The organism is Paenibacillus sp. PvP094 (assembly GCF_040546835.1).
Lineage (GTDB): Bacteria > Bacillota > Bacilli > Paenibacillales > Paenibacillaceae > Paenibacillus > Paenibacillus illinoisensis.
The window spans coordinates 747,648-774,120 of sequence record NZ_JBEPOM010000001.1; the positions used below are offsets into that span (position 1 = coordinate 747,648).

The 26,473-nt window shown below is 48.1% G+C and carries 17 protein-coding genes; 4 read left to right on the forward strand and 13 right to left on the reverse strand.

Features of this window, described 5'->3' with window-relative positions:
- Positions 1-172: 172 nt before the first annotated feature.
- On the reverse strand, positions 173-4,771 hold the full coding sequence (gene gltB / locus ABIC22_RS03670; protein ID WP_354478338.1) for a glutamate synthase large subunit: 4,599 nt from the start codon (positions 4,769-4,771) through the stop codon (positions 173-175).
- Between gltB and ABIC22_RS03675 the strand changes: the two genes are divergently transcribed.
- On the forward strand, positions 4,763-4,966 hold the full coding sequence (locus ABIC22_RS03675) for a hypothetical protein (RefSeq protein ID WP_127538119.1): 204 nt from the start codon (positions 4,763-4,765) through the stop codon (positions 4,964-4,966). The two genes, gltB and ABIC22_RS03675, sit on opposite strands and share 9 nt — an antisense overlap.
- 475 nt (positions 4,967-5,441) lie before the next feature.
- Here the strand turns inward: ABIC22_RS03675 and ABIC22_RS03680 are convergent, their stop codons facing one another.
- Together ABIC22_RS03680 and ABIC22_RS03685 are read right to left on the reverse strand one after the other, a co-directional pair.
- The gene (locus ABIC22_RS03680; RefSeq protein ID WP_354478341.1) at positions 5,442-7,733 is read right to left on the reverse strand and encodes a YhgE/Pip family protein; all 2,292 of its coding nucleotides are present in this window, start codon (positions 7,731-7,733) and stop codon (positions 5,442-5,444) included.
- 217 nt (positions 7,734-7,950) lie between these two features.
- The gene (locus ABIC22_RS03685; protein WP_095288977.1) at positions 7,951-8,532 is read right to left on the reverse strand and encodes a TetR/AcrR family transcriptional regulator; all 582 of its coding nucleotides are present in this window, start codon (positions 8,530-8,532) and stop codon (positions 7,951-7,953) included.
- 352 nt (positions 8,533-8,884) lie between these two features.
- On the opposite strand from ABIC22_RS03685, the gene ABIC22_RS03690 reads away from it, so the two are divergent.
- Complete coding sequence (locus ABIC22_RS03690; RefSeq protein WP_354478344.1) at positions 8,885-10,105, forward strand: MGDG synthase family glycosyltransferase; 1,221 nt, start codon at positions 8,885-8,887, stop codon at positions 10,103-10,105.
- Positions 10,106-10,405: 300 nt separating this feature from the next.
- Here the strand turns inward: ABIC22_RS03690 and ABIC22_RS03695 are convergent, their stop codons facing one another.
- Together ABIC22_RS03695 and thpR are read right to left on the reverse strand one after the other, a co-directional pair.
- The gene (locus ABIC22_RS03695) at positions 10,406-11,266 is read right to left on the reverse strand and encodes a cell wall hydrolase (protein ID WP_354478347.1); all 861 of its coding nucleotides are present in this window, start codon (positions 11,264-11,266) and stop codon (positions 10,406-10,408) included.
- A 131-nt stretch (positions 11,267-11,397) separates the two neighbouring features.
- Positions 11,398-12,003, reverse strand: a complete 606-nt coding sequence (thpR, locus tag ABIC22_RS03700; protein WP_354478349.1) for an RNA 2',3'-cyclic phosphodiesterase — start codon at positions 12,001-12,003, stop codon at positions 11,398-11,400.
- A gap of 187 nt (positions 12,004-12,190) precedes the next feature.
- On the opposite strand from thpR, the gene ABIC22_RS03705 reads away from it, so the two are divergent.
- Positions 12,191-13,147 carry a D-2-hydroxyacid dehydrogenase gene (locus tag ABIC22_RS03705; protein ID WP_354478352.1) on the forward strand — a complete coding sequence of 319 codons (957 nt, stop codon included), beginning with the start codon at positions 12,191-12,193 and terminating at the stop codon, positions 13,145-13,147.
- Between the two features lie 125 nt (positions 13,148-13,272).
- Here ABIC22_RS03705 and ABIC22_RS03710 read toward each other — a convergent pair whose 3' ends face one another.
- The 4 genes from ABIC22_RS03710 to ABIC22_RS03725 all read right to left on the reverse strand — a co-directional run bounded on the left by ABIC22_RS03710 (position 13,273) and on the right by ABIC22_RS03725 (position 18,826).
- Complete coding sequence (locus tag ABIC22_RS03710; RefSeq protein WP_483312577.1) at positions 13,273-14,235, reverse strand: RNA methyltransferase; 963 nt, start codon at positions 14,233-14,235, stop codon at positions 13,273-13,275.
- Positions 14,236-14,303: 68 nt separating this feature from the next.
- Complete coding sequence (locus ABIC22_RS03715) at positions 14,304-16,016, reverse strand: methyl-accepting chemotaxis protein (protein ID WP_354478357.1); 1,713 nt, start codon at positions 16,014-16,016, stop codon at positions 14,304-14,306.
- A gap of 330 nt (positions 16,017-16,346) precedes the next feature.
- Positions 16,347-17,393, reverse strand: coding sequence for an MsnO8 family LLM class oxidoreductase (locus ABIC22_RS03720; RefSeq protein ID WP_354478359.1), 1,047 nt, complete (start codon positions 17,391-17,393; stop codon positions 16,347-16,349).
- A 17-nt stretch (positions 17,394-17,410) separates the two neighbouring features.
- Positions 17,411-18,826: a deoxyguanosinetriphosphate triphosphohydrolase family protein gene (locus ABIC22_RS03725; RefSeq protein WP_095288971.1), complete on the reverse strand. Its 1,416-nt coding sequence runs from the start codon at positions 18,824-18,826 to the stop codon at positions 17,411-17,413.
- A 266-nt stretch (positions 18,827-19,092) separates the two neighbouring features.
- Between ABIC22_RS03725 and ABIC22_RS03730 the strand changes: the two genes are divergently transcribed.
- Complete coding sequence (locus tag ABIC22_RS03730) at positions 19,093-19,269, forward strand: hypothetical protein (RefSeq protein WP_354478363.1); 177 nt, start codon at positions 19,093-19,095, stop codon at positions 19,267-19,269.
- A 254-nt stretch (positions 19,270-19,523) separates the two neighbouring features.
- Here the strand turns inward: ABIC22_RS03730 and htpG are convergent, their stop codons facing one another.
- From htpG to ABIC22_RS03750, 4 genes are all read right to left on the reverse strand, one after another.
- Positions 19,524-21,404 carry a molecular chaperone HtpG gene (gene htpG / locus ABIC22_RS03735; RefSeq protein ID WP_193723092.1) on the reverse strand — a complete coding sequence of 627 codons (1,881 nt, stop codon included), beginning with the start codon at positions 21,402-21,404 and terminating at the stop codon, positions 19,524-19,526.
- A gap of 572 nt (positions 21,405-21,976) precedes the next feature.
- Positions 21,977-22,873 carry a nickel transporter permease gene (gene nikC / locus ABIC22_RS03740; protein WP_095360723.1) on the reverse strand — a complete coding sequence of 299 codons (897 nt, stop codon included), beginning with the start codon at positions 22,871-22,873 and terminating at the stop codon, positions 21,977-21,979.
- 255 nt (positions 22,874-23,128) lie between these two features.
- Entirely contained in the window at positions 23,129-24,133 is a 1,005-nt protein-coding gene (locus tag ABIC22_RS03745; RefSeq protein WP_095360724.1) for an ABC transporter permease, read from the reverse strand.
- 174 nt (positions 24,134-24,307) lie between these two features.
- The gene (locus ABIC22_RS03750; RefSeq protein ID WP_336781520.1) at positions 24,308-25,954 is read right to left on the reverse strand and encodes an ABC transporter substrate-binding protein; all 1,647 of its coding nucleotides are present in this window, start codon (positions 25,952-25,954) and stop codon (positions 24,308-24,310) included.
- Positions 25,955-26,473: the final 519 nt, after the last annotated feature.

Here is a 26,473-nt window from a genome sequence, read left to right on the forward strand (position 1 = left end):
ATTATACTTGAGAAAGTTCCTCAATGTTGTCGTCTCATGGCGATAGCGTTTTTGGTACGGGTTCTAATTTTGTCGAAACACAAATAGGAGCTTTACAGCGCCTCATCGGCAGCCATAAAGCTCCATTAATTCTTCATACAACTCATTCACGCAATTCTGTTAAAAGAGGGACTTAACCTCCCGCACGTGCAAGCTCACGCATATTGGCTTCAAATGCAGCCAGCAAAGCTTCCTCTCCCGTCAAGCCTGTCGCCTGAACACGTTCGATCTGCTCTGTCATCCGTTTGAAGTCTTTCGGAATAACCCGAACGAACTGGTTCACAGAATCCTGCCAGTTATCCAGAATACGCTCACCTGCAGCACTGCCTGTATAAGCCACATGACGTTGAATCATGCCGCGCAGGTCTGCACTTTCCGATACATCTTCAATCCGCTCCAAAAGAACCATTTCCAGGTTACAACGCTGCAGGAATGTGCCTTCCGGATCATATACGTAAGCAATACCTCCGGACATCCCGGCTGCAAAGTTACGACCTGTATCGCCCAGAACGACGACACGTCCGCCGGTCATATATTCACAACCGTGGTCACCCACACCCTCGACAACGACTTTTGCACCCGAATTCCGTACGGCAAACCGCTCACCTGCAATCCCGCGAATATAAGCTTCACCACTGGTTGCTCCATACAGAGCCGTGTTACCAATAATGATATTATCCTCGGCATTGAACGTTGCTTTTGGAGAAGGCATAACAATCAGTTTACCTCCGGATAACCCTTTACCAACGTAGTCATTGGAATCCCCTTCAACGGTCAGGGTCATCCCTTTAGGTACAAAGGCCCCGAAGCTTTGTCCGGCAGAACCGACAAACTTGAATTGAACGGTGTCTTCAGGTAGTCCAGCAAGACCATATTTCCGTGTAATCTCACTACCCAGAATCGTACCTACTGCCCGGTTAACGTTAGTAATCGGAAGAACAGCCTCAACAGGTTGCCCAGATTCGATCGCAGGTTGAGCCAACGTCAGCAGCTGCTGCATGTCGAGCGTCTCTTCCAATTGATGATTCTGGTGCTGTGTACGATAACGTGCAGAACCTTCCGGCATCTCAGGTACATGCAGCAGCACAGACAGATCCACACCTTTTTTCTTCCAATGATCTACTGCCTGAACCGTTTCAAGACAGTCTGTACGTCCAACCATTTCCTGAATGGTACGGAAACCAAGCTCAGCCATAATTTCGCGTACATCTTCAGCGACAAAACGCATGAAGTTAACAACGTGAGCCGGATCACCCATATAATTTTTGCGCAGCTCCGGATTTTGCGTTGCCACACCTACCGGACATGTATCCATCTGACAAACACGCATCATGATACATCCCAGTGCCACGAGTGGTGCTGTGGAGAAACCATACTCCTCCGCTCCAAGCAAGGCAGCGATCGCAAGGTCGCGACCATTCAGCATTTTACCGTCCGTTTCCAGAACAACACGATCACGCAGATTGTTCAGCATCAGCGTTTGATGTGTTTCGGCAAGACCAAGCTCCCAAGGCATACCCGCGTGACGGATCGAGCCTTGTGGAGATGCACCCGTACCGCCGTCGTATCCACTTACGAGGATAATATCAGCACGACCTTTGGCTACACCTGCAGCAATGGTACCTACGCCGACTTCGGAAACCAGCTTCACGTTGATTTCCGCACGTGGATTTGCGTTTTTCAGGTCATAGATCAACTCAGCCAAATCCTCGATAGAGTAAATGTCGTGATGCGGCGGCGGAGAGATCAGACCCACGCCAGGCGTTGAACCACGAACTTCAGCAACCCACGGATATACTTTACGTCCTGGCAGCTGTCCACCTTCACCCGGTTTTGCACCTTGTGCCATTTTGATCTGGATCTCGTCAGCATTCACGAGATAGTTAGACGTAACACCGAAACGTCCGGACGCTACCTGTTTAATGGCACTGCGCCGTGAATCACCGTTGCTATCTTTAATGAAGCGAGCCGGATCCTCCCCGCCTTCACCTGTGTTTGATTTACCACCGACACGGTTCATGGCGATCGCCAAATCCTCGTGTGCTTCCTTACTGATGGAACCGAAGGACATCGCACCTGTTTTGAAGCGGCGCATAATACTTTCAACGGATTCCACTTCCTCCAGCGGAACTGCTGGCCCTGCCGGTTTCAGTTTCAGCATGGAACGAATCGTCAGCAACTGATCATTCTCACCCTGTACCAGTTTGGCATACTTTTTGTACAGGTTGTAATCGCCAGTGCGAACGGCATGCTGTAACGTATGAATCGTTTGCGGGTTGAACAGATGTTCTTCCCCGTCATTACGCCACTGATATTCACCGCCAGAATCCAGCACTTTGTCATTGCCGTCTTTGTCCGTAAAGGCACGATTATGATGAGTCAGCACCTCTGCTGCCACTTCTTCCAGACCAATACCACCGATCCGGGATGGTGTCCAAGTAAAGTAACGATCAACGAAATCAGACTTCAGACCAACCGCTTCAAAAATTTGAGCGCCGCGATAGGACTGAATTGTCGAGATTCCCATTTTGGACAATATTTTAATAACGCCTTTGGTTGCGGCTTTAATGTAGTTTTTGACAGCTTTCTCATGCGAGATGCCGCGCAGCAGCCCTTGCTGAATCATGTCATCCAGTGTTTCGAATGCCAGATAAGGGTTCACGGCACTTACGCCGTAGCCCAGCAGCAATGCGTAGTGATGAATATCACGAGGCTCTGCCGATTCCAGCAAGATGCTGACCTTGGTTCTTGTACCCTGACGGATCAGGTGGTGATGCAAACCTGCGACTGCAAGCAGTGCAGGAATGGCTGCATTCTCCGCATCCACGCCGCGGTCAGACAAGATCAAGATGTTATGACCTTTGTCGATGACACGGTCCGCTGCTTCGAAGAGCAGATCCATCGCTTTGCGCAGTCCTTCCGCGCCTTCTTTGGCCGTGAAGAAAATCGGGATGGTCATCGAACGGAAGCCTGGACGGCGCACGTGACGAATTTTCGCGAAATCTTCATTGGACAATACCGGTGTATCCAGACGGATCTGGCGACAGCTCTCCGGTTCAGGATTGAGCAAGTTGCGCTCTGGACCAATCGTTGTAGCCGTAGACGTGACGATCTCTTCACGGATGGCATCAATTGGTGGATTGGTTACCTGTGCAAACATTTGTTTAAAGTAGTTATACAAACGCTGCGGACGATCCGACAGCACTGCCAGTGGTGCATCATAACCCATGGAACCTGTAGCTTCCATCCCTGTGGACGCCATTGGCTCCAGCACTTTGCGCAGTTCCTCAAATGTATACCCATAGGCCAGCTGAAGCTGGGTTACGTTATCGTGTTTTGGATCTGGAAGTTCCGGCGCTTCCGGCAATTCATTCAGATCCATCAAGTGCTCATCGAGCCACTCCTGATACGGATTCTCGGCTGCAATTAGAGCCTTTACTTCCTCATCCGAGATGATGCGTCCTTCTTTTGTATCCACGAGCAGCATGCGACCTGGACGCAGACGATCCTTGTACAGAATATCTTCTGGAGCAATATCCAGGACCCCGACTTCAGAGGACAAAATGATGCGATCGTCTTTCGTTACATAATAACGTGCCGGACGCAGACCGTTACGGTCCAGTGTTGCACCAATCTGCAGACCATCCGTAAAGGCCATTGCTGCCGGCCCGTCCCAAGGCTCCATCATCGTGCTGTGATATTCATAAAATGCTTTTTTGGCCGGATCCATTCCCTCATCCGTGCTCCACGGCTCAGGAACCATCATCATTGCCACGTGTGGCAAGGAACGTCCGCTCAAATACAAGAACTCCAGTGTGTTATCAAACATCGCCGTATCCGAACCGTCCGGGTTAATGATCGGCTTCACTTTGGAGATATCGTTGCCAAACACTTCGCTCTCAAACAGCGATTGACGTGCGTGCATCCAGTTCACGTTACCACGCATCGTATTGATCTCACCGTTGTGGATCATGAAGCGATACGGGTGGGCACGCTCCCAGCTTGGGAATGTATTGGTACTGAAACGGGAGTGTACTAATGCAATCGCCGATTCAACCAGGTCTTCCTGCAAATCGAGATAGAACTGTCCAACCTGCTCGGTAGTCAGCATGCCTTTGTAGACAATTTTACGACAGGACAAGCTTGGCAGGTAGAACGAACCGCCTTCTTTCTCATCAGCCGAATACCGGATCGCCAGCTCGGCACGTCTGCGAATCACATACAGCTTGCGCTCGAACGCGAGTTCATCGTTGATATCCGCAGATCTGCCAATGAACACCTGACGCACATAAGGCTTCGCAGCCAGGGCGGAACGACCCAGCATCTCATCAAAGGTCGGCACATCCCGGAAACCGAGGAATGTCTGTCCTTCTTCTTCAATGATTTTCTTCAAGCTCTCTTGATGAGCATGACGAATCTCAGGATCCTGAGAAAGGAACAGCATTCCCACGCCATACGCTCCCTGCTCTGGCAGCGCAAAGCCGAGGCGCTCTGCTTCCTGTGCAAAGTAACGATGTGGAATCTGAATCAAAATACCGGCTCCGTCACCGGAATTCGGCTCACTGCCCTGTCCCCCGCGGTGCTCCATATTGCTGAGCATGGTCAGTGCCTGACTAACGATATCGTGTGAAGGTACTCCTTTGATGTTGGCAACAAAACCCATTCCGCATGCATCTTTTTCGAACTGTGGGTCATACAAACCCTGTTTAGGAGGTAATCCGATGTGTCTCATGGAACGCAACCTTTCTATAATGAAGTATTTCGGAAAGATCAAGAACATAGGCAACAAGCAACAATGAAACGGGAGGAGCGGGCCTATAGGTTGAGAACCCTGCTGAATAATCGAGGTGACCGCAATCGGGTCATTGGATTTAGAGTACTTCTGCTGCTGGAGAAGAAGTCATTCTTTCGTAGTGCTTCCGGATGAGCCGGTAAAGAGCACATTATAATTACTCGCAGTCGCTGGCACGACCGCTGATATGGAGCGACGTTTTTTGATATAGTTCTATTATTTTAACACCGACCTAACATCAGCGCAATTTAAACTTTTTAATACCTCTGATAAGAAATGTTTTGCAGTACAGCTTTAGTGTAATGACGTTTAAATTCATCTCTTTTTCGAATAATTATACACATTTTAAGACAGAGTACAACTGATTTTATCTGCTGACAAAAGAAAAACATTCCATATGCAGCCTGTGTTTCTGCTTAATATCACCAAATTTCTATTCCGTTTTCGAGCAAAATGCAGCCCGAACATGCATTTGTATACAAAAAGAGCCTGCGGCCCATTTTGGGGTCACAAGCTCTTTGCACTTTTTGACTACTATGTTGCATAATTTTGATACTGGATACCAAACTTTATTTTTCCATCCAAGCCATTACTCTGCATGACTTCAGACTTATGCTGTCACAACTTGACCCGATTCGGCCGAATCAGTCATTTCAGCCTCTTTTTTCGGACGACGGCCACTCCAGAGGAAGTACGCCAACGTCAACAGAATGGATACCCCTGCATAGATAGCCAGAATTCCAGCCTGATGCCACATCACATCGAAGTTGCCACTGGACACGACTGCTTTGAAGCCCATAATGCTATGCGTCATCGGTAACCATGGGCTAAATGCCTGGAGCCAGGACGGAATCAGTTCTACCGGGAAGGTTCCTGCACTTGCCGCAAGCTGGAATACCAGCAGCAGAATGACCACATAGCGTCCAGGCAGATCAAGCCAGGTAACAAGCGCCTGAACAATCAACATGAACGTCAGCCCCGTAATAATCGTGAACAGATAGAACAGTCCTACACTGTGCGTTTCCAGACCAAGACCATACAGCATAAAGCTGGCAACGATAACCGATTGGAAAATGCTCATGGAACCAAATACGAGTGTACGGCTTACAAAACGGCTCCAGCCAGATGCACCCGGTACGGATGTATCACGCATTTTCAAAATAATGGTCGAGATAAGGGATCCGACAAACAATCCAATGGACAGGAAGAATGGCGTCAATCCTGTACCATAATTGGACACGGATTCTGCTTCATTCTCAGCTGAGTTAATCGGTTCAGCAAACATGTTGACCACGTCATCGGTTTTCTTCACTTCAGACGTTTTCTGAGCGGCATCATTCAGCTTGGTGGCCAGTTCACTTGAGCCGTCTTTAAGCTCAGTCAAACCATTAGCCAATTCGCCTGCACCATCACCAAGCTGTTTGGAACCGTCTGTCAGCGAACTCACACCACCGCTCAGCTTGCCAACGCCGGTTTGCAAGGCACTTGTGCCTGTGCCAAGTTGTTTGGCCCCATTCACCAGCTGAGTGCCGCCGCTTGCAGCTTCACCCAACTTGCCGCTAAACTGCTTCAGGCCGTCAGAGAGCTTCGCTCCGCCTTCGCTAAGCTGATTGGCTCCAGCGAGCAGCTGCTGCTGTCCATCAACCAGTTGGTCGGCTCCAGCGAGCAGCTGCTGTTGTCCGCCGTGAAGCTCTGTCGCACCTGCTGCAAGCTGCTGGTTGCCCTCGTGAAGCTGATTCGCACCTTGCGCCAGCTTTTGTTCGCTCTCGTGCAGCTGTGCGCTGCCTTCTGCCACAGCCTCACTGGCTGCCAGCAGCTTCTGAACATCCTCACTTGCAGCCAGCTCCGGATTAGATGCAGCCAGCTGTTTCAAACCGTCCGCCACACCTTGGGCACCGTCCGCAACTTTACTGCTTCCATCAACGGCAGACTGTAAGCCTGACGCCAGAGTTCCACTACCCTGCACTGCACTTTGCAAACCTTCTGACAGCTTCGCACTGCCTTGTTCGGATGATTGAAGACCTGCCTGCAGCTTGCTTGTGCCATCAAGTGATGATTGAAGACCAGCCTGCAGCTTGTCACTGCCATCCTTTAACTGGTCTGCTCCGCTTTGAAGCTGATCCGAGGCTGCAGCCTGCAGCTGCTGAAGACCGGAAACCAGACTGGTTGTGCCGCTTTCCAGCTGGGTGGCCCCGGTATGCAGTGCATCAACGCCATCGCTCAATGGAGATAGTCCATCCTGAAGCTCAAGTGTTCCGGATGCCAGTTTGGCCAAATTGTCTTTCAGCTTGACCGCACCATCATCCAGTTTGCCTGCCCCCGTATTCAGTTCGCCCGCACCATCGCCCGCTTCCGCCAGTCCGTCAGATACTTCGGAGAACTTGTCGAGCAGCGTTTCGGCATAGGCCTCCGTCACCTTGGCAGATACCTTCGCCTTAAGATCCTTGATTGCCGTCTTGCCGATCTGTGCACCTACGAAGCTGTAATTGCCGTTAGGTTCGTAGATCAGTTCAGCTGGCTGCGGTTGATCATCCAGCAGCGTGGTGGCCTGGGAAGAGAAATTTTCAGGAATGGTAATTTGCATATAATACTTGTCGTTCTGCATACCCTCTTTGGCCTGAGATGCATTAACGAATTCCCATTCAAAATCTTTATTTTTCTTCAGCTCATCCACCAGATCGTCGCCGACCTGCAAGGATTTGCCTTCAAGCTCTGCTCCCTTGTCGAGGTTGACGACAGCAACCGGCATCTGGTCAACATGACCATATGGGTCCCAATAGGCAGCCAGATAGATACCGCTATACAGGATCGGAATAAACATTACTGCAATGACGGGGATCAACACCTTCGGGTTTCTCACGGCCGATCCCACATCCTTGAAAAACACGGATAAAGATTTCATGTCTTTTTTCTCCCCTAACTCTCTGCTTCATGAGCAGGAACTAACTTAATGTAAACATGTGAATGAATTCAGCAATTTGCTGAAATACGAACTGACTACTTTCCTCAAGTGGTCAATTTAGAGTAAAAAACAAACCTGCCTCTCGGCAAGCCTCACTACCTTCACGCAAAAAAGACACTCCATATTCTCCCTATATTATAGTAGAGAAATTTGGAAACTACATGACGGCAGCAATTCCTTCCATTAAGAAAAGACGAAAGTAATTTTTGATTTCCTCTTTGCTGAGCGGTTCGTGCTGTTTATTCCAATCCGAGGTGAGCGCTATATACAGACGGATCATCATAAAGGCCACGACTTGCGGATCACAATCCCGAATCTCACCGCTGTCTCTGGCTTTCTCCAGCTCCTTGGACAAGAAGTCGGAAATGACCTTCTCCACCTTGTCCAGACCCTCCTTGGCCTGAAGTGTTCCAAAATCTTTAAGTTCCTGGGATAGCTTCACCAATAAATCATGATCACGTCGGAATTCCAGCAATGAATCCAGCACACGAAACAGGTTATCAAAAAAGGCACTTTCCTGACGCACTTCACGATGGGCAATATTTTTCATTTCCTGGATCACTTCCACCAGAATCTGATCAAACAGCTGCTCCTTGTTCGTAAAAAAAGTGTAAATTGTCCCTTTGCCTACATTCGCTATCTTGGCTACCTGATCCATCGTGGTAGCTTTGTATCCAAACATGGCGAACGACTGAGCTGCTGCATGAATGACCTGCTGCCTCCGGTCAATCGGAGCCATCATATCCCCTCCTTCACTGATCTTCTCTTATGAAATGACCAAAAATACAATTTGGTCACTTGGTCAAAACTTACATTATCACCTTCGTCAACAGATTGCAACCCTAACATTTCAAATTTGTGTTAATTTATTTTAACCGAAATGCAGTGGAAAGTGATTCATTCGTCGTCTATAGTGTATGATGGTTCCAATAATACGGATTAAACGAAGATGGACTGTCTCAGAACATCAACTTTCGTGTAAATATTTATGGAATGAACATGATTTTTCGTTTCGCTGTATATTCATGTATTGAAGGGTACGGCAGAACGGTGAACTTATCAAATTTAAACTTATGAATAAAGGTGAACTCATGCGAAAACCAAGAGTGCTCTTATTATCCGAAGGTTTCGGCACCGGTCACACCCAGGCCGCACATGCGCTGGCAAGCGGCATCAAAAAGGTCAGTCCACACGTCCATAGCCGCGTTATCGAGCTTGGCAAATTCCTAAATCCGACGGTGGCTCCGCTTATTTTTTCCGCCTATCGAAAAACATTATCCGTCCAGCCCAAACTGGTCAGCATGCTGTATCGGACACAATATAATAAATCATTAAACGGATTTACCAAACTCGCTTTGCATCGAATTTTCTATACTCAGACGGCCCAGGTCGTATCACAGTTGAAGCCGGATGCAGTAATCTGCACTCATCCGTTTCCGAATGCGGTCATTTCAAGACTGAAACGGCAAGGACTGAACATACCACTGTATACGGTCATTACGGATTACGATGTGCACGGTACATGGATCAATCCTGAAGTAAATCAGTATCTGGTCTCTACCCCACAGGTTAAGGCATTACTTGAAATTCGGGGAGTCGACCCCTCTCGAATTCAGGTTACGGGAATTCCCGTGCATCCTGATTTTTGGGAAGCAGGTGACAAAGTACGGCTGCGTCAGGAAATGGGGCTGAAGGATATGCCTACGGCACTGCTTATGGGCGGTGGATGGGGGCTTTCCTTTGATGAAGAACATATGAAACTATTAACCTCCTGGGCCGATCGGGTGCAGCTTGTATTTTGCCTTGGAAGCAACGAGAAGATGATCTCCAGGATGAAAGAGATGGCTTGCTTCCAGCATCCGAACATCCGCATTCTCGGGTACACCAGGGAAGTCAGCAAGCTGATGGACGTATCGGACGTGCTTATTACGAAACCGGGCGGCATGACTTGCACAGAGGCCCTGGCTAAAGGGCTGCCGATGTTGTTTATTCCACCGCTTCCAGGCCAGGAAGAAGAGAATTGCGAGTATTTTGTACAAGCCGGATACGGCCAGGTGATACATTCAGCAGACGTCATTACCACAAGGTTCACAGAGCTGTGCGACCGGACAAAAACACCGAAGGAAGCTGAAAGCCAGCTGAAAGTTGTACGCAAACCGTGGAACAAACCGTCCTATGATCCAACGTCTTGTGCACATGCTGTTCACGAATTATTGTGTCCGGCTATAGCCGAGTTCCCCTCCACGCCCAAGGAACGCTTTAAGGCCGGAATTCCTGCCACGACGCTGTCAGGTACCAGAATTCCATTCTAAGGCCTCTAAAGGCCCCTGGAGCTCTTCTGGGAGGGTGTTGTATATGGATAGACATGTCCTATGATTAACATCAACTCATTTGAAACGAAATGCATACAGAAAAGGTTCCCTTCTCATTTTGGAAGGGAACCTTCTTCAATTTCATTTAAAGTAAACGTATGTTTTACCAGAAAAAAGGGTAATTTAAAGGAAAGAGATCCATTTAAATACCGAAATAAAACTCTGTTTCAGGTGTTTTCAAAGGTTTGTTTAATGTAAATACATTAACTACCCTGCCTGTTTGCAGAATTTTCAGATCAATTACTTGTAAAAAGTATGATGACCGATCGTTTTCACTTTTTTCTTCGAATGGGCAACCGTCAGATCATCAGCAAGCGTCAATGACAAGAAATAATACGTATCATCAGCGACTTCCTTCTGTCCATTCAGTGCAGCATTCACTGCCTTCACGCTGTCCTTATTGGGAACTACACGCTTCAGACGTCCGTTGGCTACCGGGCTGAATTGAGACTTCTGATAGATTACCTTGTAAATAGTATCGGGAAAATTGGCTGACCGCAGCCGGTTTAAGACAACATTGGCAACTGCCACTTTGCCTTCGTACGGTTCACCTTCCGCCTCTGCCATGACAATTTTTTGCAGCAGAAGCAGCTCTTTATCGGACACACTGTATGACCAGGTTGCAAGTTTCGAGTCCTCCTGGTTCAAAAGCTCGGTCCGCGTAAAGTAAAGTTTTTGGGGGGGAGTTGTTACAGCAGCAGCCGCTTTGGCCTTCTCAATTTTGGCCAATTTCAGGGCAGCTTCTTTTTTGGCTTTGGCCGCAGCAGCAGCTCTGGCCTTATGCTTCGCCTTGGCTTCCTTCAATTCCTGTTCTTCCTGAGCAGCCGTAAGCCAGTCCTTTGCTGGCAATGAAGCCGTCCAGTTTGCCGTATGAATCGATGAATCAGCAGACAGACTTGTCCCGTCTGCCATCATTCGCCTGTCCCCAGCAGAAGAAGATGATGCGCTATTTTGCACAGAAGCCGCCAGATCGGTCATCTGTTTACTATCACTTGCCTCGTTCCATTTCCCAGTTGCCTGAACTACATTAACCCCCACTATACATACAAGCAGCACAGATAACATCGGTGCTACCCAACGATTCTTGCTTATAATATCCATTCGTAAGATTCCTCCTGTCGCAACAATTCCCTTAACTAAGTAACCCAAAAAAAAGAATTTGAATAACGATGGCTAATATTACATAGGGATAAACGTAATGTCAATGTGATTTTATGTCATAAAAACGAGTTTTAGGAAAATGAAAACGTATCCACAACCTCATACATTGGCGATTGTCCCAGCCTAGTCACATAAAGTACAAAGTCCTCCACAATCCATGATTTAGCACCCAAGGAATGTTCCGGAAGCACCCCATAAATACCTTTATCTTCATTTCCTGGGGCTAAACCCAGAAATTTGCGTGCAATTGTAATGTGCGGAGAGTACGGTCTCAGCTCCGCTTCATATCCAAGTGTCGATGTGGCCTCCACGATCCGTTTGTGAAGAAGATTCAAAGATTCCAGCTCGCCGTCTACCCCCCTCCACAACACCTTCGGAGCATCTTTCAGACCAAAAGTACCCCACCCGGAAGTTTGCAGTTCAAACGGCTGAATTCCAGTACTCGCCATGCGAAGCTCTTTCCGCAGATGCCCGATATCACTCACCAGTGTATCTCCCAGAAATTGCAGCGTGATATGATAATCCCGATGGTCTGTCCATTTGCGAAAATCGAGCCTGTTCTTCACCATTCCTGCATCAAGTTGAAGGGATTCCTGAATAGCTGCCGGAAGACGTATCGCCGTAAATAATCTTTCCCGCCGTGATGGTAGATCCGTATATGAATAGTTATTCATCATCGTATACACCTCTCTAAAGTTCGTTCTATTATTTCATAATCATATGTCCTGTTTCAAGTTGGGTAATTATAGATTGACACAAATGTCAGCACTTGCACATGAGGCTTCATTCCTGCCTTTCTGCAGCATCTTCTCAAATCTGCTACACTTATCTCACAACTCAATTGAATTCAGGAGGTTACACACTATGGGTAAAATTGTATGTTTTCCATCTTTATCTGCGGAACAGCAGCAGCGCATTTTAGACGCCGCACCCGGCTATACGCTGACCGTCAGCAAAGCCAAGGAGATTGACCCTACTGAGTTAACAGAAGCCGAAATTATTGTCGGCTGGTCTCCACTCGTCACAGAACATGCCCTGAAGAAGGACAGCCTCCTGAAGTGGGTACAGGTCTGGTCCGCAGGTGTGGATAACCTCCCCTTCTCGGATTTGGAACAAAAAAACATTCAGGTGACCAGTGCCAATGGCGTACATGCCATCCCGATCACTGAAATTATTGTAGGCATGATGTTATCGCACAGCCGCTGGCTGAGACAAGCCATGCTTCATCAACAGCAAGCCGAGTGGAAAAATCCCGACAAACCACTGCCGGAGCTGCACGGCAAAACGGCTGTCATTGTTGGTGTAGGAGAGATCGGCACCGAAGCTGCCCGTATTCTTAAGGCGTTTGGCATGAATGTCATCGGGGTCCGCCGGTCCGGCAAAGACGTTCCTAATGTCGATCACATGTACGATATGTCCGGACTGCATGAAGCTTTGGGCAAAGGTGATTATGTCATTAACATCTTGCCCCTCACAGACGAAACCCATCATTTGTATAATCAAACCGCATTCGAACATTTCAAGAAAGGCTCCTGCTTCGTCAATGTAGGACGAGGTCCAAGTGTAGACACTGAAGCGCTGATTCGTGCACTGGATAGCGGCCAGGTCGCCTATGCTGCGCTGGACGTTTTTGAAGAAGAACCCCTTCCTGCTGAGCATCCATTATGGCAAAAGGACAATGTGTTAATTACCCCCCATATCGCGGGAAGTACGGAGCAATATACGGATCGGGCACTTGATATTTTTGTGAAAAATCTGGAAGCTTACCTGGCGGGCAAAACACTGCCGCTCAACCTGGTCGACTATAGTCATAAATACTAATTCGCCCTCCATTTTCCATGCACAATTGTACAAATGCCTTATCATTATTTCTAAAAATGGATATAAAAAACCTCCACACCCGGAAATCATTTCTTCCGAGTTGGAGGTTTTCTTCTACTATATAACTATGTGCATAACCAAACGTGACGTATAAACGTTCCTTTACGCACAGCACAATACTGATCCACTTCCCACCCCGCTGCAAGCAAATGCTCTTCCACCCATTCCGTGGATACAACTACAGCCCGTTTTGCCAGCCTGCGCAGACTTGTCAGCATGATGCGCTGGTCTTCATCCGGGAGGACGGAACACAGATTGTAGGGCATATCCAAAATCGCTGCGTCGTAGGATCCGTCTAATTCATTCATGTCACCCAGTGTAAGGCAAGCCGGATCATAACCAAAGTGCGGCAGATTGATGCGCGCTCCCTGAATGGCCAGCGGATTCAGGTCGTTCCCTCTTGCCTCAATTCCCATGGAGAGTGCTTCAATGACTACCGTACCCATGCCGCAGCATGGATCGAGCAGCCGCTGGTTCAGAATGTTCGGTACGGCAATGTTAACGAGAGATCTGGCCAGCGCAACTCCGAAACCAGTGGAGTAATTTTGCGGCTTCTGCTGATGACGTTGCCACGATCGATCCGCTTCTGTCCACCGACCGAAGATCCATTTTCTACCTGTTCGAATTAGTCCAAAGGTCACTTTTGGGCGCTTCATCTGCGCTTTGCCCTTAATGCACATTCCCACTTCTCTTTCCAGCTGACGGGAATGTTCATAATCAGGCATATGGTCTCCTTCTTTCAGACATACCACCTTAAACGTCTCTTCCGGAAGCAATTCAATCTTCGCTGCAGTCGGAAGCAGATCCTTCACGGTCTCTGCTTCCGATATCACGTCCAGCCTTCCATGAATAAACGGGCTTCTGCCTGGTGGAATGCATATATTAGACCGGACATATGAGCGTAAATCCGAATTCATTTCCAGTCTGGAACCAATTAGTGTATGGAGCTCGAGCGAGCATAATTCACGCTCATTCTCATGACAGGCAAACGTATAGATGTAATCTTGGTTGATTAAACTCCTTGTGATGTCGGTCGAATAGATTTCAGTCAAAATTGCAGCCGTCCTTCATGTTTCTTCTATTATAAGAAGAAGGTTTATATTTTTAATTTTTCGATGGAAGTAAGCAGGTCATCCGACAATTCCTTCAATGATTGAATGCTGCCGCTAATCGTTTCCATGGAGCTTACCTGTTCTTCAGCTGAAGCCGAAACTTCCTCTACGCTTGCCGCAGTTTGTTCCGATACTGCCGAGATCTGTTGGCTGAAATCATTCATGCGTCCACTTGCATCCTGCATTCCTTCCAACCCAGCTGTCATCGTGCCAATCACGTGAACCATTTCCTCTACGGATTCATTAATATTCCGGAACAGATTACCCGAAGTTCGCACATGTTCTTGTCCCAGTTCAGTCTCCCGAACTCCTGTACGCAATTCAGCAACTACTCCCTGGGAATCCTGCTGGATATCTTCCGTAATCACTGTAATTTCCTCCACTGAAGTCTGCACCGCTTCCGATAACTTCCGAACCTCGGCTGCGACCACGGCGAATCCACGACCACTCTCTCCAGCGCGGGCTGCCTCAATGGAAGCATTCAATGCCAGCAGGTTGGTCTGCCTTGCGATGTCACGAATCACTTGGACCAGCTTGGAAATATCCTCGTTTTTACGGTTTAGCTGCTCCATCCGATCCATTGAAGCTGAGACAGCCCCGGAGATTTGCAGCATTTGCTGCACCGATTGCTCCATGGCCTTACGTCCATTCAATCCCTGCTCCAGCACACGTTCCGACATCGCACTAAGCTTGCTCCCTTGATTAGCATGCTGCTGAATGTGATCGTTCAATCCCTCAACCGTACGTGCTGATTCGACTGCCGTTACGGCCTGACTCTCTGCAGCCTTGGCCGACTCTTCCATCGTAATGGCAATTTGCTGACTTCCAATTTTGACTTCTTCCGAAGAAATGGCCAGCTCGTTGCTCTGGCGATTCACCGCTTCGGCAACTCGTCTGGCATTCAACACCATGGAAGTCAGATTCCCTTTCATCGTGTTCACCGCTTTAGCCAAGAGCCCTACTTCATCTTCGTGCTTGGTATGTATATCCTGCACATTGAGTTGGCCTTCTGCAATCAGCTTCACTGCACTAATAACCCGGAGCAGCGGTTTCACGACCTGGGAACGAATAATCGGAATCACGATCGCCGTGATCGCAATCATGATCAGCACCCCTACAATAATGATCATTCGACCATTCTGCACAGACCTGATGGTTTGTGCTGCCGAGAGATCCGACTGATTCTGATTGTACTCGACCAGATAATCCAGATCGACCTGCATGGCATCGAAGGAATCAGCCCCTTTTTCCGATACTTCCTTCGCCAGTTGGGATTGTCCTTGATCACTCAAATTGATCGCTTGGGTATTCAGCTTAAGATAAGCTGCCCACTTCGTCTTGAATGCATCCCAGTGCTCCTGTTCGTCTGTCGCCTTTTCCTGCTGATCGTATATTTTGATCGTCTGTGCCGTTTCGCGAATGTAATTGGTACGCTCTTCAGCGAGTTCAGCCTTGTCTCCATCCGGAGCATCAAAGTGCCGGTAACTCAATGACAAAATATGTTCGGTGGTATAGTTCAACCTATTGATTTGCTGAATCGAAGGCATCCAGTTCCCCGTAATCTCATTGGTGTTGGCTTCCATGGAGTTCAACCGGGTAACAATGGTGACACTAAGGAGAATTAAACAGAGGATTAACAAATAGAACGCGATGCTGATACGCAGACCGATACTCCTGATCTTGAATCTGCTGAACATGTGATTTCCCCCTTATACCGGATTCGGCCTACCTCCGAATTTTCGGTTCTTTAGTCTTGGTTTTACCCTTCTTTTGGCATCTTGCAAAATACTCTTTCATCATATCTCTATGGGTAAACTGACGTAAAGTATTATAACATTATTTTTTTAAGACATGCTTCGTTTTGTAAAATCTTGTGCCTCGTATACCGTTGAGGTCATAGGAATACTTCCGAAAGCATGCAGCGAGATAAAATGGAAAAGAGCTGCAGCATACGGAGAATACCGATCTGCAACCCTTCAACATGTTAAATTGTGAGGATTATCCTATGAAAACAGGAAAAGAGCCGCTTACTTCACCATGTTTTTACCAAACTCGGCAAGTAACCGATAAGACGCTAGTCTTCGCTCGTAATCAGGTCCGGCTGTAACCACCAGAAATTGCTTCGTCTCCAGTCGTTTGCTTACCTGCTCGAATTGTTCCCAGATCTGCGACGCTGTTCCTGCAAAATGTTTACGCGCTTCGTCCTCACCCTCGCCCTTCTCAATGTTGATCTGACCACCAGTCCCCGTACTAGAGTTAGATTCCTTCTCAGCAGCGGGCAGTGCTGGTGCATCTTGTCCACTCTGCTTGCGCCGATCTGCTATTTCGCGGCTCCAGTCCCGAGCTTCCTCCTCTGTCTCTGCACACATTGCACTGACCGCAGCCATCACTTGTGGTTCTTTTATTGTTTTACTGGGAATAAACCCATCCCGATACCGCTTCACCGCTTCCGTACCATCGGCGTCACTCATAAACTGACCAAATACATACCCCATGCCAAACCGTGCAGCAAACTCGGCACTCTTGACGTTGGTACCCAGCATCCACAGGGAAAGGGGAAGTTCAGGGATTGGGCGTGCCGTTACCCGATGCTCCTCATAGCTGTACCGATCCTCGAGCAATTCAGTAAGTGCCGCGAGTGATTCAGGCAATTTGGACACATGCTGCAAATAATTGCCGCTTAGCGCCATGGTGGCATGCGGCCCACCTCCAGGCGCGCGTCCCAGACCCAGCTCAATTCTGCCTGGGTACAGTGCAGCCAGCAGCCGAAACGACTCGGCCACCTTCAACGGACTGTAATGCGGCAGCAGCACCGCACCCGATCCCAGCTGAATGGTTGCTGTCCTCGCACCAATATGCGAGAGCAAAACTTCAGGCGATGCGGATGCAAGTTCCTCCATATCATGATGCTCGGACGTCCAGTACCGGGTATATCCCCAAGCTTCGGCATGTTGAGCCAAGGATACAGACTGCTGCAATGCCTCTTCCGCTGCAGCTCCATTCAACCTTGGCACAAGGTCGAGCACGCCCAGACTATACGGCTCACTTGAGCATATGCCGATGTTTGTATCCAAGCTCCTCACTCCTTATTTTAGTCCAGATCGTAGATGGAGCCTACCTTCAGACCATACAATTCATTGTATATTTTCTCGGCAAACGCATCCGTCATACCTGCAATATAATCAATCACCATGTGCTCCCATGTCCAGATTGGATGAGCCTTCGCCTGATCCTTCTCATAGCGCTGCAGCCAGTCGGATGGAATAATGGATTTGGACGTTTCCGGGTCAAGGAATGCATCCCATAGACGCTTGATCATCCATTCACTGCGTTTTTGCAGACGCTGCACGCGCAGATCACGAATCATGGTCACCCAGGCAAAGCTCTTGAGCACACTCACCGTGCGCAGCATATCAAGATCCTCTGCACCTTCGCGGACAAACGTCACCTTCTTCCAATCCCCGTCGTCAATTACGCCCAGGCTGCCCACAAAAAGGCTTACCCAGTATGCCTTGACCTCGCGGCGGGTACGGGAGTAATCATGCTCGCAGAACGGCATTTTCTCATTCCAGACACGCAGGAACGAAGCTAGCACTTCTTCTACCTTTTGCCCAATCGCCTCTCTCGTCCATCCATTCCAGAACAGATCCTCGAGTGTAGTAATCTTATCCACAATCAGGCGATGAATGTGCGGATCCTGCAGGAAATGCTCATGCACTTCGATCTTGCCTGCCTTAATGCCATCCTCCAGATCATGTGCGGAGTACGCAATATCGTCGCAGAGGTCCATGAGCTGTGCTTCAAGCGTCTTCTTGCCGGCCGGCATGTTCCAGCGATTACGAATCTCGTGGATGTATTGCCACTCATGATGGTACATGCCCTTCTTGCTCTCCGTACCTGGGTAAGGATATTTGTTGATTCCAAGCAGCACCGCATCGGACAAATTCAATCCATCGATGTCCTCTCGTTTCTCCAGGAACATGATGAGACGGAAGTTATGTGCGTTGCCTTCAAAATGCTCATATTTCCGCTTCAGCTCTGCACGAACCTCTGGCTCCTGTTGGGGTGACTTCGCACTGCGGTTCTTCTTCATGATTTTCTTGACCTCGGTGTTGATCAGGTCATCCAATATGCCGTCCAGTACTTCTTCCCCTTTATGTCCAAACGGCGGATGTCCGAAATCATGTGCAATTGCGGCACATTCCACCACTTCCGAATCAATAATAAGCCCTGGGCTGTCCGCCTGACTCCAGTCCACTTGCGGATAACGACGAAGCAGGCTTCTTGCCGCCTCTCGCGCAATCTGCGCAACCTCAAGGGAGTGGGTTAACCGTGTGCGATAATAGTCGCCTGTTCCAGCCCCAAACACCTGGGATTTGCCCTGCAACCGGCGGAAGGTCGGTGAATGAATCAGTCTGGAATAGTCCCGCTCATACGCTGCACGAGCTCCATCCAGTTTGGTAAGTTCAGGATATTGTCTATGTTCTCTCAAATCGTTCCATTGCATGTGATCACTCCTAGCCGACTGTCTCTATTTTGAGTGATTATACACAACATCCGTCGTTTCGAAAAGCAAAACCTGTCTGTGATTGTCATCTCTTCTCACATCAACTTGTGATGTACAGTCTTCTTCTTTTATTATACCCCGACAGACTATCATCCGTGCACCTAAATGAATAATGATATACATCAAAATACATCAAAATATGAAGCCATTCAGAGAATATAGAGATACATTCCGATAATTCAAAAAAGATAGGATAAAAGGTGCTAATGAGCATCGGTGGCCGTTCCGGTTACGGATCGTTCTTCCGATCGCTGTTGTCTCCAGGTTTTCTGAATTTCCCTTGGCAAGGGAAAAACCCGGAGACAAACGCGACCGCTCCGCTTCTTCAGAATCGATTCCGTCCCCTCCACTACTTCGCTGCTGACCGCTATGGATTTCAATAAAACAGGATATTCATAGAATCTAAAATATTACTAGGTTGCAAGAAACAAACTCATTCTAAATTCAAGTGCGGCACGTTCATGATCCTCTGTCTCCTATTTGTTTCTTTGGAGGGGGAGAAAATAAAAAACCGACAGGGACGGAATGCCCTGTCGGGTGCAGATGGTCAGCGCCTCGCTTGCTGGCCTATAATTTATGGGAATGCTGATAGCGTGAAACTGCTCGCTACTTACAAACCCTAAACTCGGTAATGCAATTACACCATCACTTTGCAGATGTCGTTGGTGAACTCTACCGGATCTTGGATCGGCAAGCCCTCGATCAGCAATGCCTGGTGGTACAGCAGGCTAGTGTACAGGCTCAATTTTTCCTTATCCTGTGCGTAAGCATCTTTCAGGGATTTGAAGACATCATGGTTGACGTTGATCTCCAGCACCTTATCTGCCTGTACATTCTCACTGTTCGGCATGGCTTTCAGAATTTTTTCCATCTCGATGGTCAATTCACCTTCGGTGGACAAACATACCGGATGGCTTCTGAGGCGTTTGGAAGCTTTGACGGCTTTTACTTTGCCTGCCAGCTGTGCTTGCATCGCTTCGAACAACTCTTTGTTATCGTTGTCTTCTGCTTCGTTTTTCTCTTTGTCCTCGCTGTCTTCGATACCCAGGTCACCGCTGGAGATGGATTTGAACTCTTTTTCCTTGTAGTTCATGATCATTTTGATCGCGAATTCATCGATGTCCTCCGTGAAGTACAGCACTTCATATCCTTTATCCAGTACACCCTCGATCTGAGGCAGCTTCTCAATCCGCTCAATGGACTCACCGGATGCGTAGTAGATGTACTTCTGATCTTCTGGCATTCTGGAGACGTACTCGTCCAGGCTGACCAGCTTCTTCTCTTTGGAAGAAGAGAATAACAGCAGATCCTGCAGTGTATCTTTGTTTACGCCATAGTCGCTGTATACTCCATATTTCAACTGACGTCCAAACGCTTGATAGAACTTCTCGTAGCTCTCGCGATCGTCCTTCAGCAGGCTTTGCAGTTGGCTCTTGATTTTGTTTTTGATATTTTTCGCGATCAGGCTCAGCTGACGGTCATGCTGCAGCATTTCACGGGAGATGTTCAGGGACAGGTCTTCCGAATCAACCATACCTTTGACGAATCCGAAGTAATCCGGAAGCAGATCGCCGCATTTGTCCATGATCAAGACACCGTTGGAGTACAATTCCAGACCTTTTTCGTACTCTTTGGTATAGTAATCAAACGGCGTGCTCTCTGGAATAAACAGAATGGCATTGTATACCACAGCGCCGTCCGCGCTGATGTGCAGGTGTTTGAGCGGTTTGTCAAAACCGTACCGTTTTTCCATATAGAAGTTGTTGTAATCTTCTTCGGTCAGCTCGCTTTTGTTTTTGCGCCAGATCGGCACCATGCTGTTCACGGTTTGCTCTTCCTTGTACTCCTCGAACTCGTTCTCCGTACCTTCCTTCGGACGCTGACTTGTCACATCCATCTTGATCGGGTAACGAATGAAGTCGGAATATTTCTTGATGATGGATCTCAGGCGATACTCTTCCAAGAACTCATCGTAGGAATCCTCTTCGGTATTCTGTTTAATCGTCAGGACAATTTCCGTACCTACGGAATCTTTCTCAGCTGGAGTGATTGTGTATCCATCCGCACCTTCGGACTCCCATTTCCAGGCTTCATTGCTGCCCAGCGTTTTACTTGTTACGGTCAGCTTGTCCGCCACCATGAACGCAGAGTAGAAACCAACCCCGAACTGTCCGATGATGTTATGGCCGTCTTTGGCCTCGTTTTCCTTTTTGAACGCCAGCGAGCCGCTCTTCGCGATAACCCCGAGATTGTTCTCCAGTTCTTCCTGGCTCATCCCGATTCCGGTATCAGTCAACGTGAGCGTACGGTTCTCTTTGTCGATGGTCAGCTTAATGTAGTAATCCTCTTTGTTGAAGACAAGCGTATCGTCGGTAAGGGCTTTGTAATATATTTTGTCAATGGCGTCACTGGAGTTGGAGATCAATTCTCTCAAAAAGATTTCTCTTTGGGTATAGATGGAGTTGATCATCATATCCAGCAAACGTTTGGATTCTGCCTGGAACTGTTTCTTGGCCATGAATGGGTGTTCTCCTTTCAATTTGGGATATAGAATGATTGAATTGCAGTTATAGAACAAACCATTTACCTTTACACGAAGCCACTTCGCTAATCAGAACCATTTTCCGATCGCTGTTATCCCCAGATTTTTTTGATTCCATGATTATAAATGAAAAATCCGGTGATAAAGGCGAACGCTCCGTTTCTCCAAATTGGTTCTGAACGCTTCGTTCCCGTGTAGTTTCCAAGTTCGTTCTATGAAACAAAATTAATCATTCCATATGTAGTCGCTGTAGTATAAGCATCATTTGTTAGCACTCAGGTGACCGGAGTGCTAAACCCTTTCTTTTATATAACATATGGCAAAATTGGGTGTCAATACGCCGGGCGTTATTTTAACAAAATGGGTGCTTAACACGTCGTTTATACACGCATATTTGATTTTAACGTAATCCATCTGCCAATACAAAAAGCCAGCTCGAATCCATGTTCGAACCGGCTTTTCTCTGATTGGTATAGCTGAAATGGTCAACTTGGCTAATAAGCTGATAAAAAAGTAGGTCAATGAAGGAATGGAACGCATTCCTTCATTTACTTCACCATTTTCGGATCAAGGGTATCACGCAAGCCATCCCCGAGCAGATTGAATCCGAGTACCGTCAGCATGATGGAAAGGCCGGGAAAGATAAGCGTCCACGGGGCTTTTTGCAAAAACTGACGCGAATCCGAGAGCATTTTACCCCATTCCGGGTCCGGCGGTTGCGCCCCCATCCCCAGAAATCCAAGTGCGGCCGCCTCAATAATGGCTGTCCCGATGCCCAGCGTTCCCTGCACAATTAGCGGGGTAAGGCTGTTCGGCAGGATATGGCGAAACAGAATACGCATATTATTCGCGCCCAGTGTGCGGGCAGATGTAATGAATTCCTCCTGTCTCAAGCTAAGTACACGCGAACGCACCAATCTCCCGTAGGTCGGAATGTTGACGATGGCTATGGCGAGTAATGCATTTTGCAGGGAGGGACCGAGGATTGCCACAATGGCAATCGCGAGCAAGATGCCTGGAAAGGCCAGCAGAATATCGAATAGACGCGAGATGAGCATGTCTGCCCATTTTCCATAAAACCCAGCAACCAGTCCAAGCAATGCTCCCGCAATAATGGAACCGATTACGGAGAAAAACCCCACCCACAAGGAGATACGCGCACCGTGAAGCACTCGGGAAAATACGTCGCGCCCCAGATCGTCGGTACCAAACCAGTGCTCTGCCGAAGGGGCCTGAAGCCGATCCGTCAGCACTTGTTCCTTGTAATCATAAGGAGAAATATATGGCGCAAGGAAGGCCAGCAGGATGAAAAACACAATAATGATCAGTCCGGCGAGCGCCAGCCGATTGCGGCGAAATGTTCTCCAGGCTTCCCGCCATGGACCGGATGCACGTGCCGATACCGCTTCTATGGATTGTCCAGTGTTGGTTGATAATTTGGCCATGCGGCGTCTCCCTTCTTTAGCTATGAATGAAAGATAAGAAGAATGATTCCAATAACACTTCGAACTACGATTGCTGAACCATCTTCCGATCGCTGTTATCCCCAGATTTTTTTGATTCAATGATTATAAATGGAAAATCCGGTGATAAAGGCGAACGCTTCGCTTCTACAGATTGATTCTGCACTCTTCGTATCGTGTAATTTCTGATATCTATCTTATTTGAAAATTCATTCATCAAAACAAATGATGGAGTTCCTACTTATAGCTAATTCGTGGATCAAACACAGCGTAGAGCAAGTCGACAATCAGGTTGATCAATACGAAAAAGAAGGCAACAATCAGAATGCCACTCTGAATGACCGGATAATCCCGCGAACTAATCGCTTCATATATATAGCGCCCCACACCAGGCCAAGCGAAGATTGTTTCAGTCAATACCGCGCCGCCGAGCAAAGAGCCGGTTTGGATGCCGATAACGGTCAGAACCGGAATAAAGGCATTTTTGAGCGCATGTCCATATACGACAAAAAACGGACCGAGTCCCTTCGCCTTTGCGGTGCGGATATAATCCGAACTCATGACCTCAAGCATGCTGGAGCGTGTCATCCGGGCAATAACGGCCATCGGAATTGTTCCAAGCGCAACACTTGGCAGGATGAGATGTTTGGTTACAGTCCAGAGCTGGTCCCAACGCCCGGCAATCATCGTATCCAGCACATAGAGACCGGTGATGGCATCGACGGGATCACGTGCGTTCATTCGTCCAATGGACGGCAGCCAGTGCAGCTTGTTGGCAAACAGCCACTGTTCCATCAGACCGAGCCAAAAGATTGGCATTGATACACCAACCAAAGCAATAACCATACAGCAGTAGTCGAACCAGGAGTTATGCTTCCATGCGCTGACGATCCCTGCATTAACACCAATAATGACGGCAAATAGCATACTCGCCATCGTCAGTTCGAGCGTCGCTGTCAGGTAAGGTACGATTTCCTGGGCAATAGGCACCTTGGTGCGAATGGATGTGCCCAAGTCTCCTTGGAGCAAATCGCCAAGATAAGCGAAGTACTGCTGGAACCATGGTTTATCAAGTCCTAGCTGGTCCCGAAGGGCTTGCTTGGACTGTTCGGTTGCCTTTTGCCCAAGTATCGTCTCCGCAGGGTCACCCGGGATTGCATGAATGATGGAAAAGACGATCAGGGTCATGCCGAGCAGTACGGGCAGCAGCACGAGTATGCGTTTGACAATATAGCTGTTCAATCTCTATTCACCTGCCTTTGACGTATCATGCAACATGCAATTATAAAAGCGCTGGTAGACAAGAATGCTTTAGATTGTTATGACCAGATGTGGATTCTGCCAAGCATTGCGTGTTCACCAGCGCCTTGAAAGATGAAACGAAAAATGATGATGATTTTAGATCACATATATCCGTTATTCAAAATAAGCATTTGCATAGGATTCGCTGCCGAGTGGGGACGGCACAAAACCTTTCAGGTTTGCTTTGCCTGCCAGAATAGGTGTCGTGTGCACAAGTGGAATCCACGGTGCATCTTCCTTGATAATCACTTGAGCCTGTTTGTACAGCTCGGCGCGTTTGTCCTGGTCGGTTTCTTTCTGAGCATCGGTCAGCAACACATGCAGCTCTTCATTTACATAAAAGCTGCGGTTGTTGCCCGGGATTGCGTCTTTATCCAGCAGCGTGTACAGGAAGTTATCCGGGTCGCCGTTATCTCCGGTCCAGCCGAGCATGTAGATGTCGTCCTTCTCTCCGGCTTTTGCATCATCAAGATATGTCGCCCACTCCGGCGATTCGATGTTGACGGTCACTCCGATTTTCTCAAAATCAGCTTGGATCGCTTCGGCCACCTTCTTGCCGTCAGGCATGTAAGGACGGGACACCGGCATGGCATAGAACGTCACCGGGTCTGGCAATCCGTCCGGGAAGCCGGCTTCGGCCAGTAATGCTTTTGCTTTTTCCAAATCATACGGATAATCCTCAATGGCGTCGTTGTAACCCCACAGGGTTGGCGGCATCGGGTTCACCGCAGGCTGAGCCTGTCCGGCAAAGAAAGCATCGATAATGCCCTGCTTGTTCACCGCGTGGTTGAGGGCTTGTCTTACTTTTACATCATCAAAGGGTTTCTTCTTGAAGTTAAAGCCGATATACGCCACGTTGAACGGTGGACGCTCGATCTTCTGCAGCTCACTGTTGCCTTCGAGAATGGACAGATCATCCGGGTTCAAATCCTCCATGACATCAATCTCGCCATTTTGCAGGGCATTGAAGCGTGCCGTGTTGTCCGGAATCGAACGAACAATGACTTTGTTCAGCTTCGGTAAGCCCTCTTTCCAGTAATTCGGATTTTTCTCCAGGGTGATGGAGTCGTTCCGCTTCCACTCTACGAATACAAATGGGCCTGTGCCCACGGGCTCGCTTTTGAAATTCTCTTTTTTCTCCTGAATCGCTGTTGGGCTGGCAATACCGAATGGGGTCATCGCGATATTTTGCAGGAAAGGCGCCTGCGGCTGGTTCAGTGTGAACTCAACGGTCGTCTCATCAATCGCCTTCACTTCCTTGATGACACGGCCGTCCTCTGGCCCAAACATGGAATCGTAATAGTCGAAGGAATCCCCTTCAAATTTATATTCACTCGCCGGATCACTCCAACGGTTGAAGTTAAACACAACAGCATCTGCATTAAAATCTGTTCCATCATGGAACTTCACACCGGACTTCAGCTTAAACGTGTACTTCAGGCCATCCGCCGAAATCTCCCAGCTCTCTGCCAGACCAGGAACAACCTCAGTCTCGCCTTCCTTATAATCCAGCAATGAGTCGAAGACCTGGTGCCCAATCTTCAGCGACTCCCCGTCTGTTACAATCGCAGGGTCCAATGCCACCGAATCCCCGCCGCGGCCCATGATCATCGTATCCTGAGCTGCCGTTTCTGTTGGGGGATCGGTACCTTCTGCCGGAGCAGGTGAATTGCCTGTTTCTTCATTGCTGGAGCAGCCTGACAACACCAAGACGGTGCTCAAAGCCAGAGTCACAAAACCGGACATCCATTTCTTTCTCATTCGCATACGTACAACACCCTTCCCTGTCTCATAATGTGTGTAATGCTGGCGTGAAAAAACTTCAATGATAGCCATTGGTTCGGTGCTTGCTTGTATCAATGAAAGGCTTTAGGTGCCTGTGATACCTGTAATTGTGATCGTATTAGGATAAGATGGATTAGCATTCGTTTTTTACGGTTTTGTGGACCCCGAGAGAATTTATGTGAATTCAAAAGATTTCCTTTTAGAAAAAAGGTTAGTTCGGCTCAGTTGCGCAGTATTTGAACTTAGGTCAATTAGCAACAGCATTCTACTATTTGGATGGAAGTGAAAAATGAGTTAGAAGACAAAGAAAACAAAGAGAATGTCGTTAGAAGATGGTACAAGAACATTGTTTGTTTGGGATATATTTTGTTCATATGCTCATAAAGCTTGGCATTTGCCATTGAGTAGGTTGGGCAGCATCTAACGCTCCGTTAAAAGCTAAAATGGATGTAGTACGTCGTATTTTCTTATGAAGGTAGTTGTATGAAGCTGCGT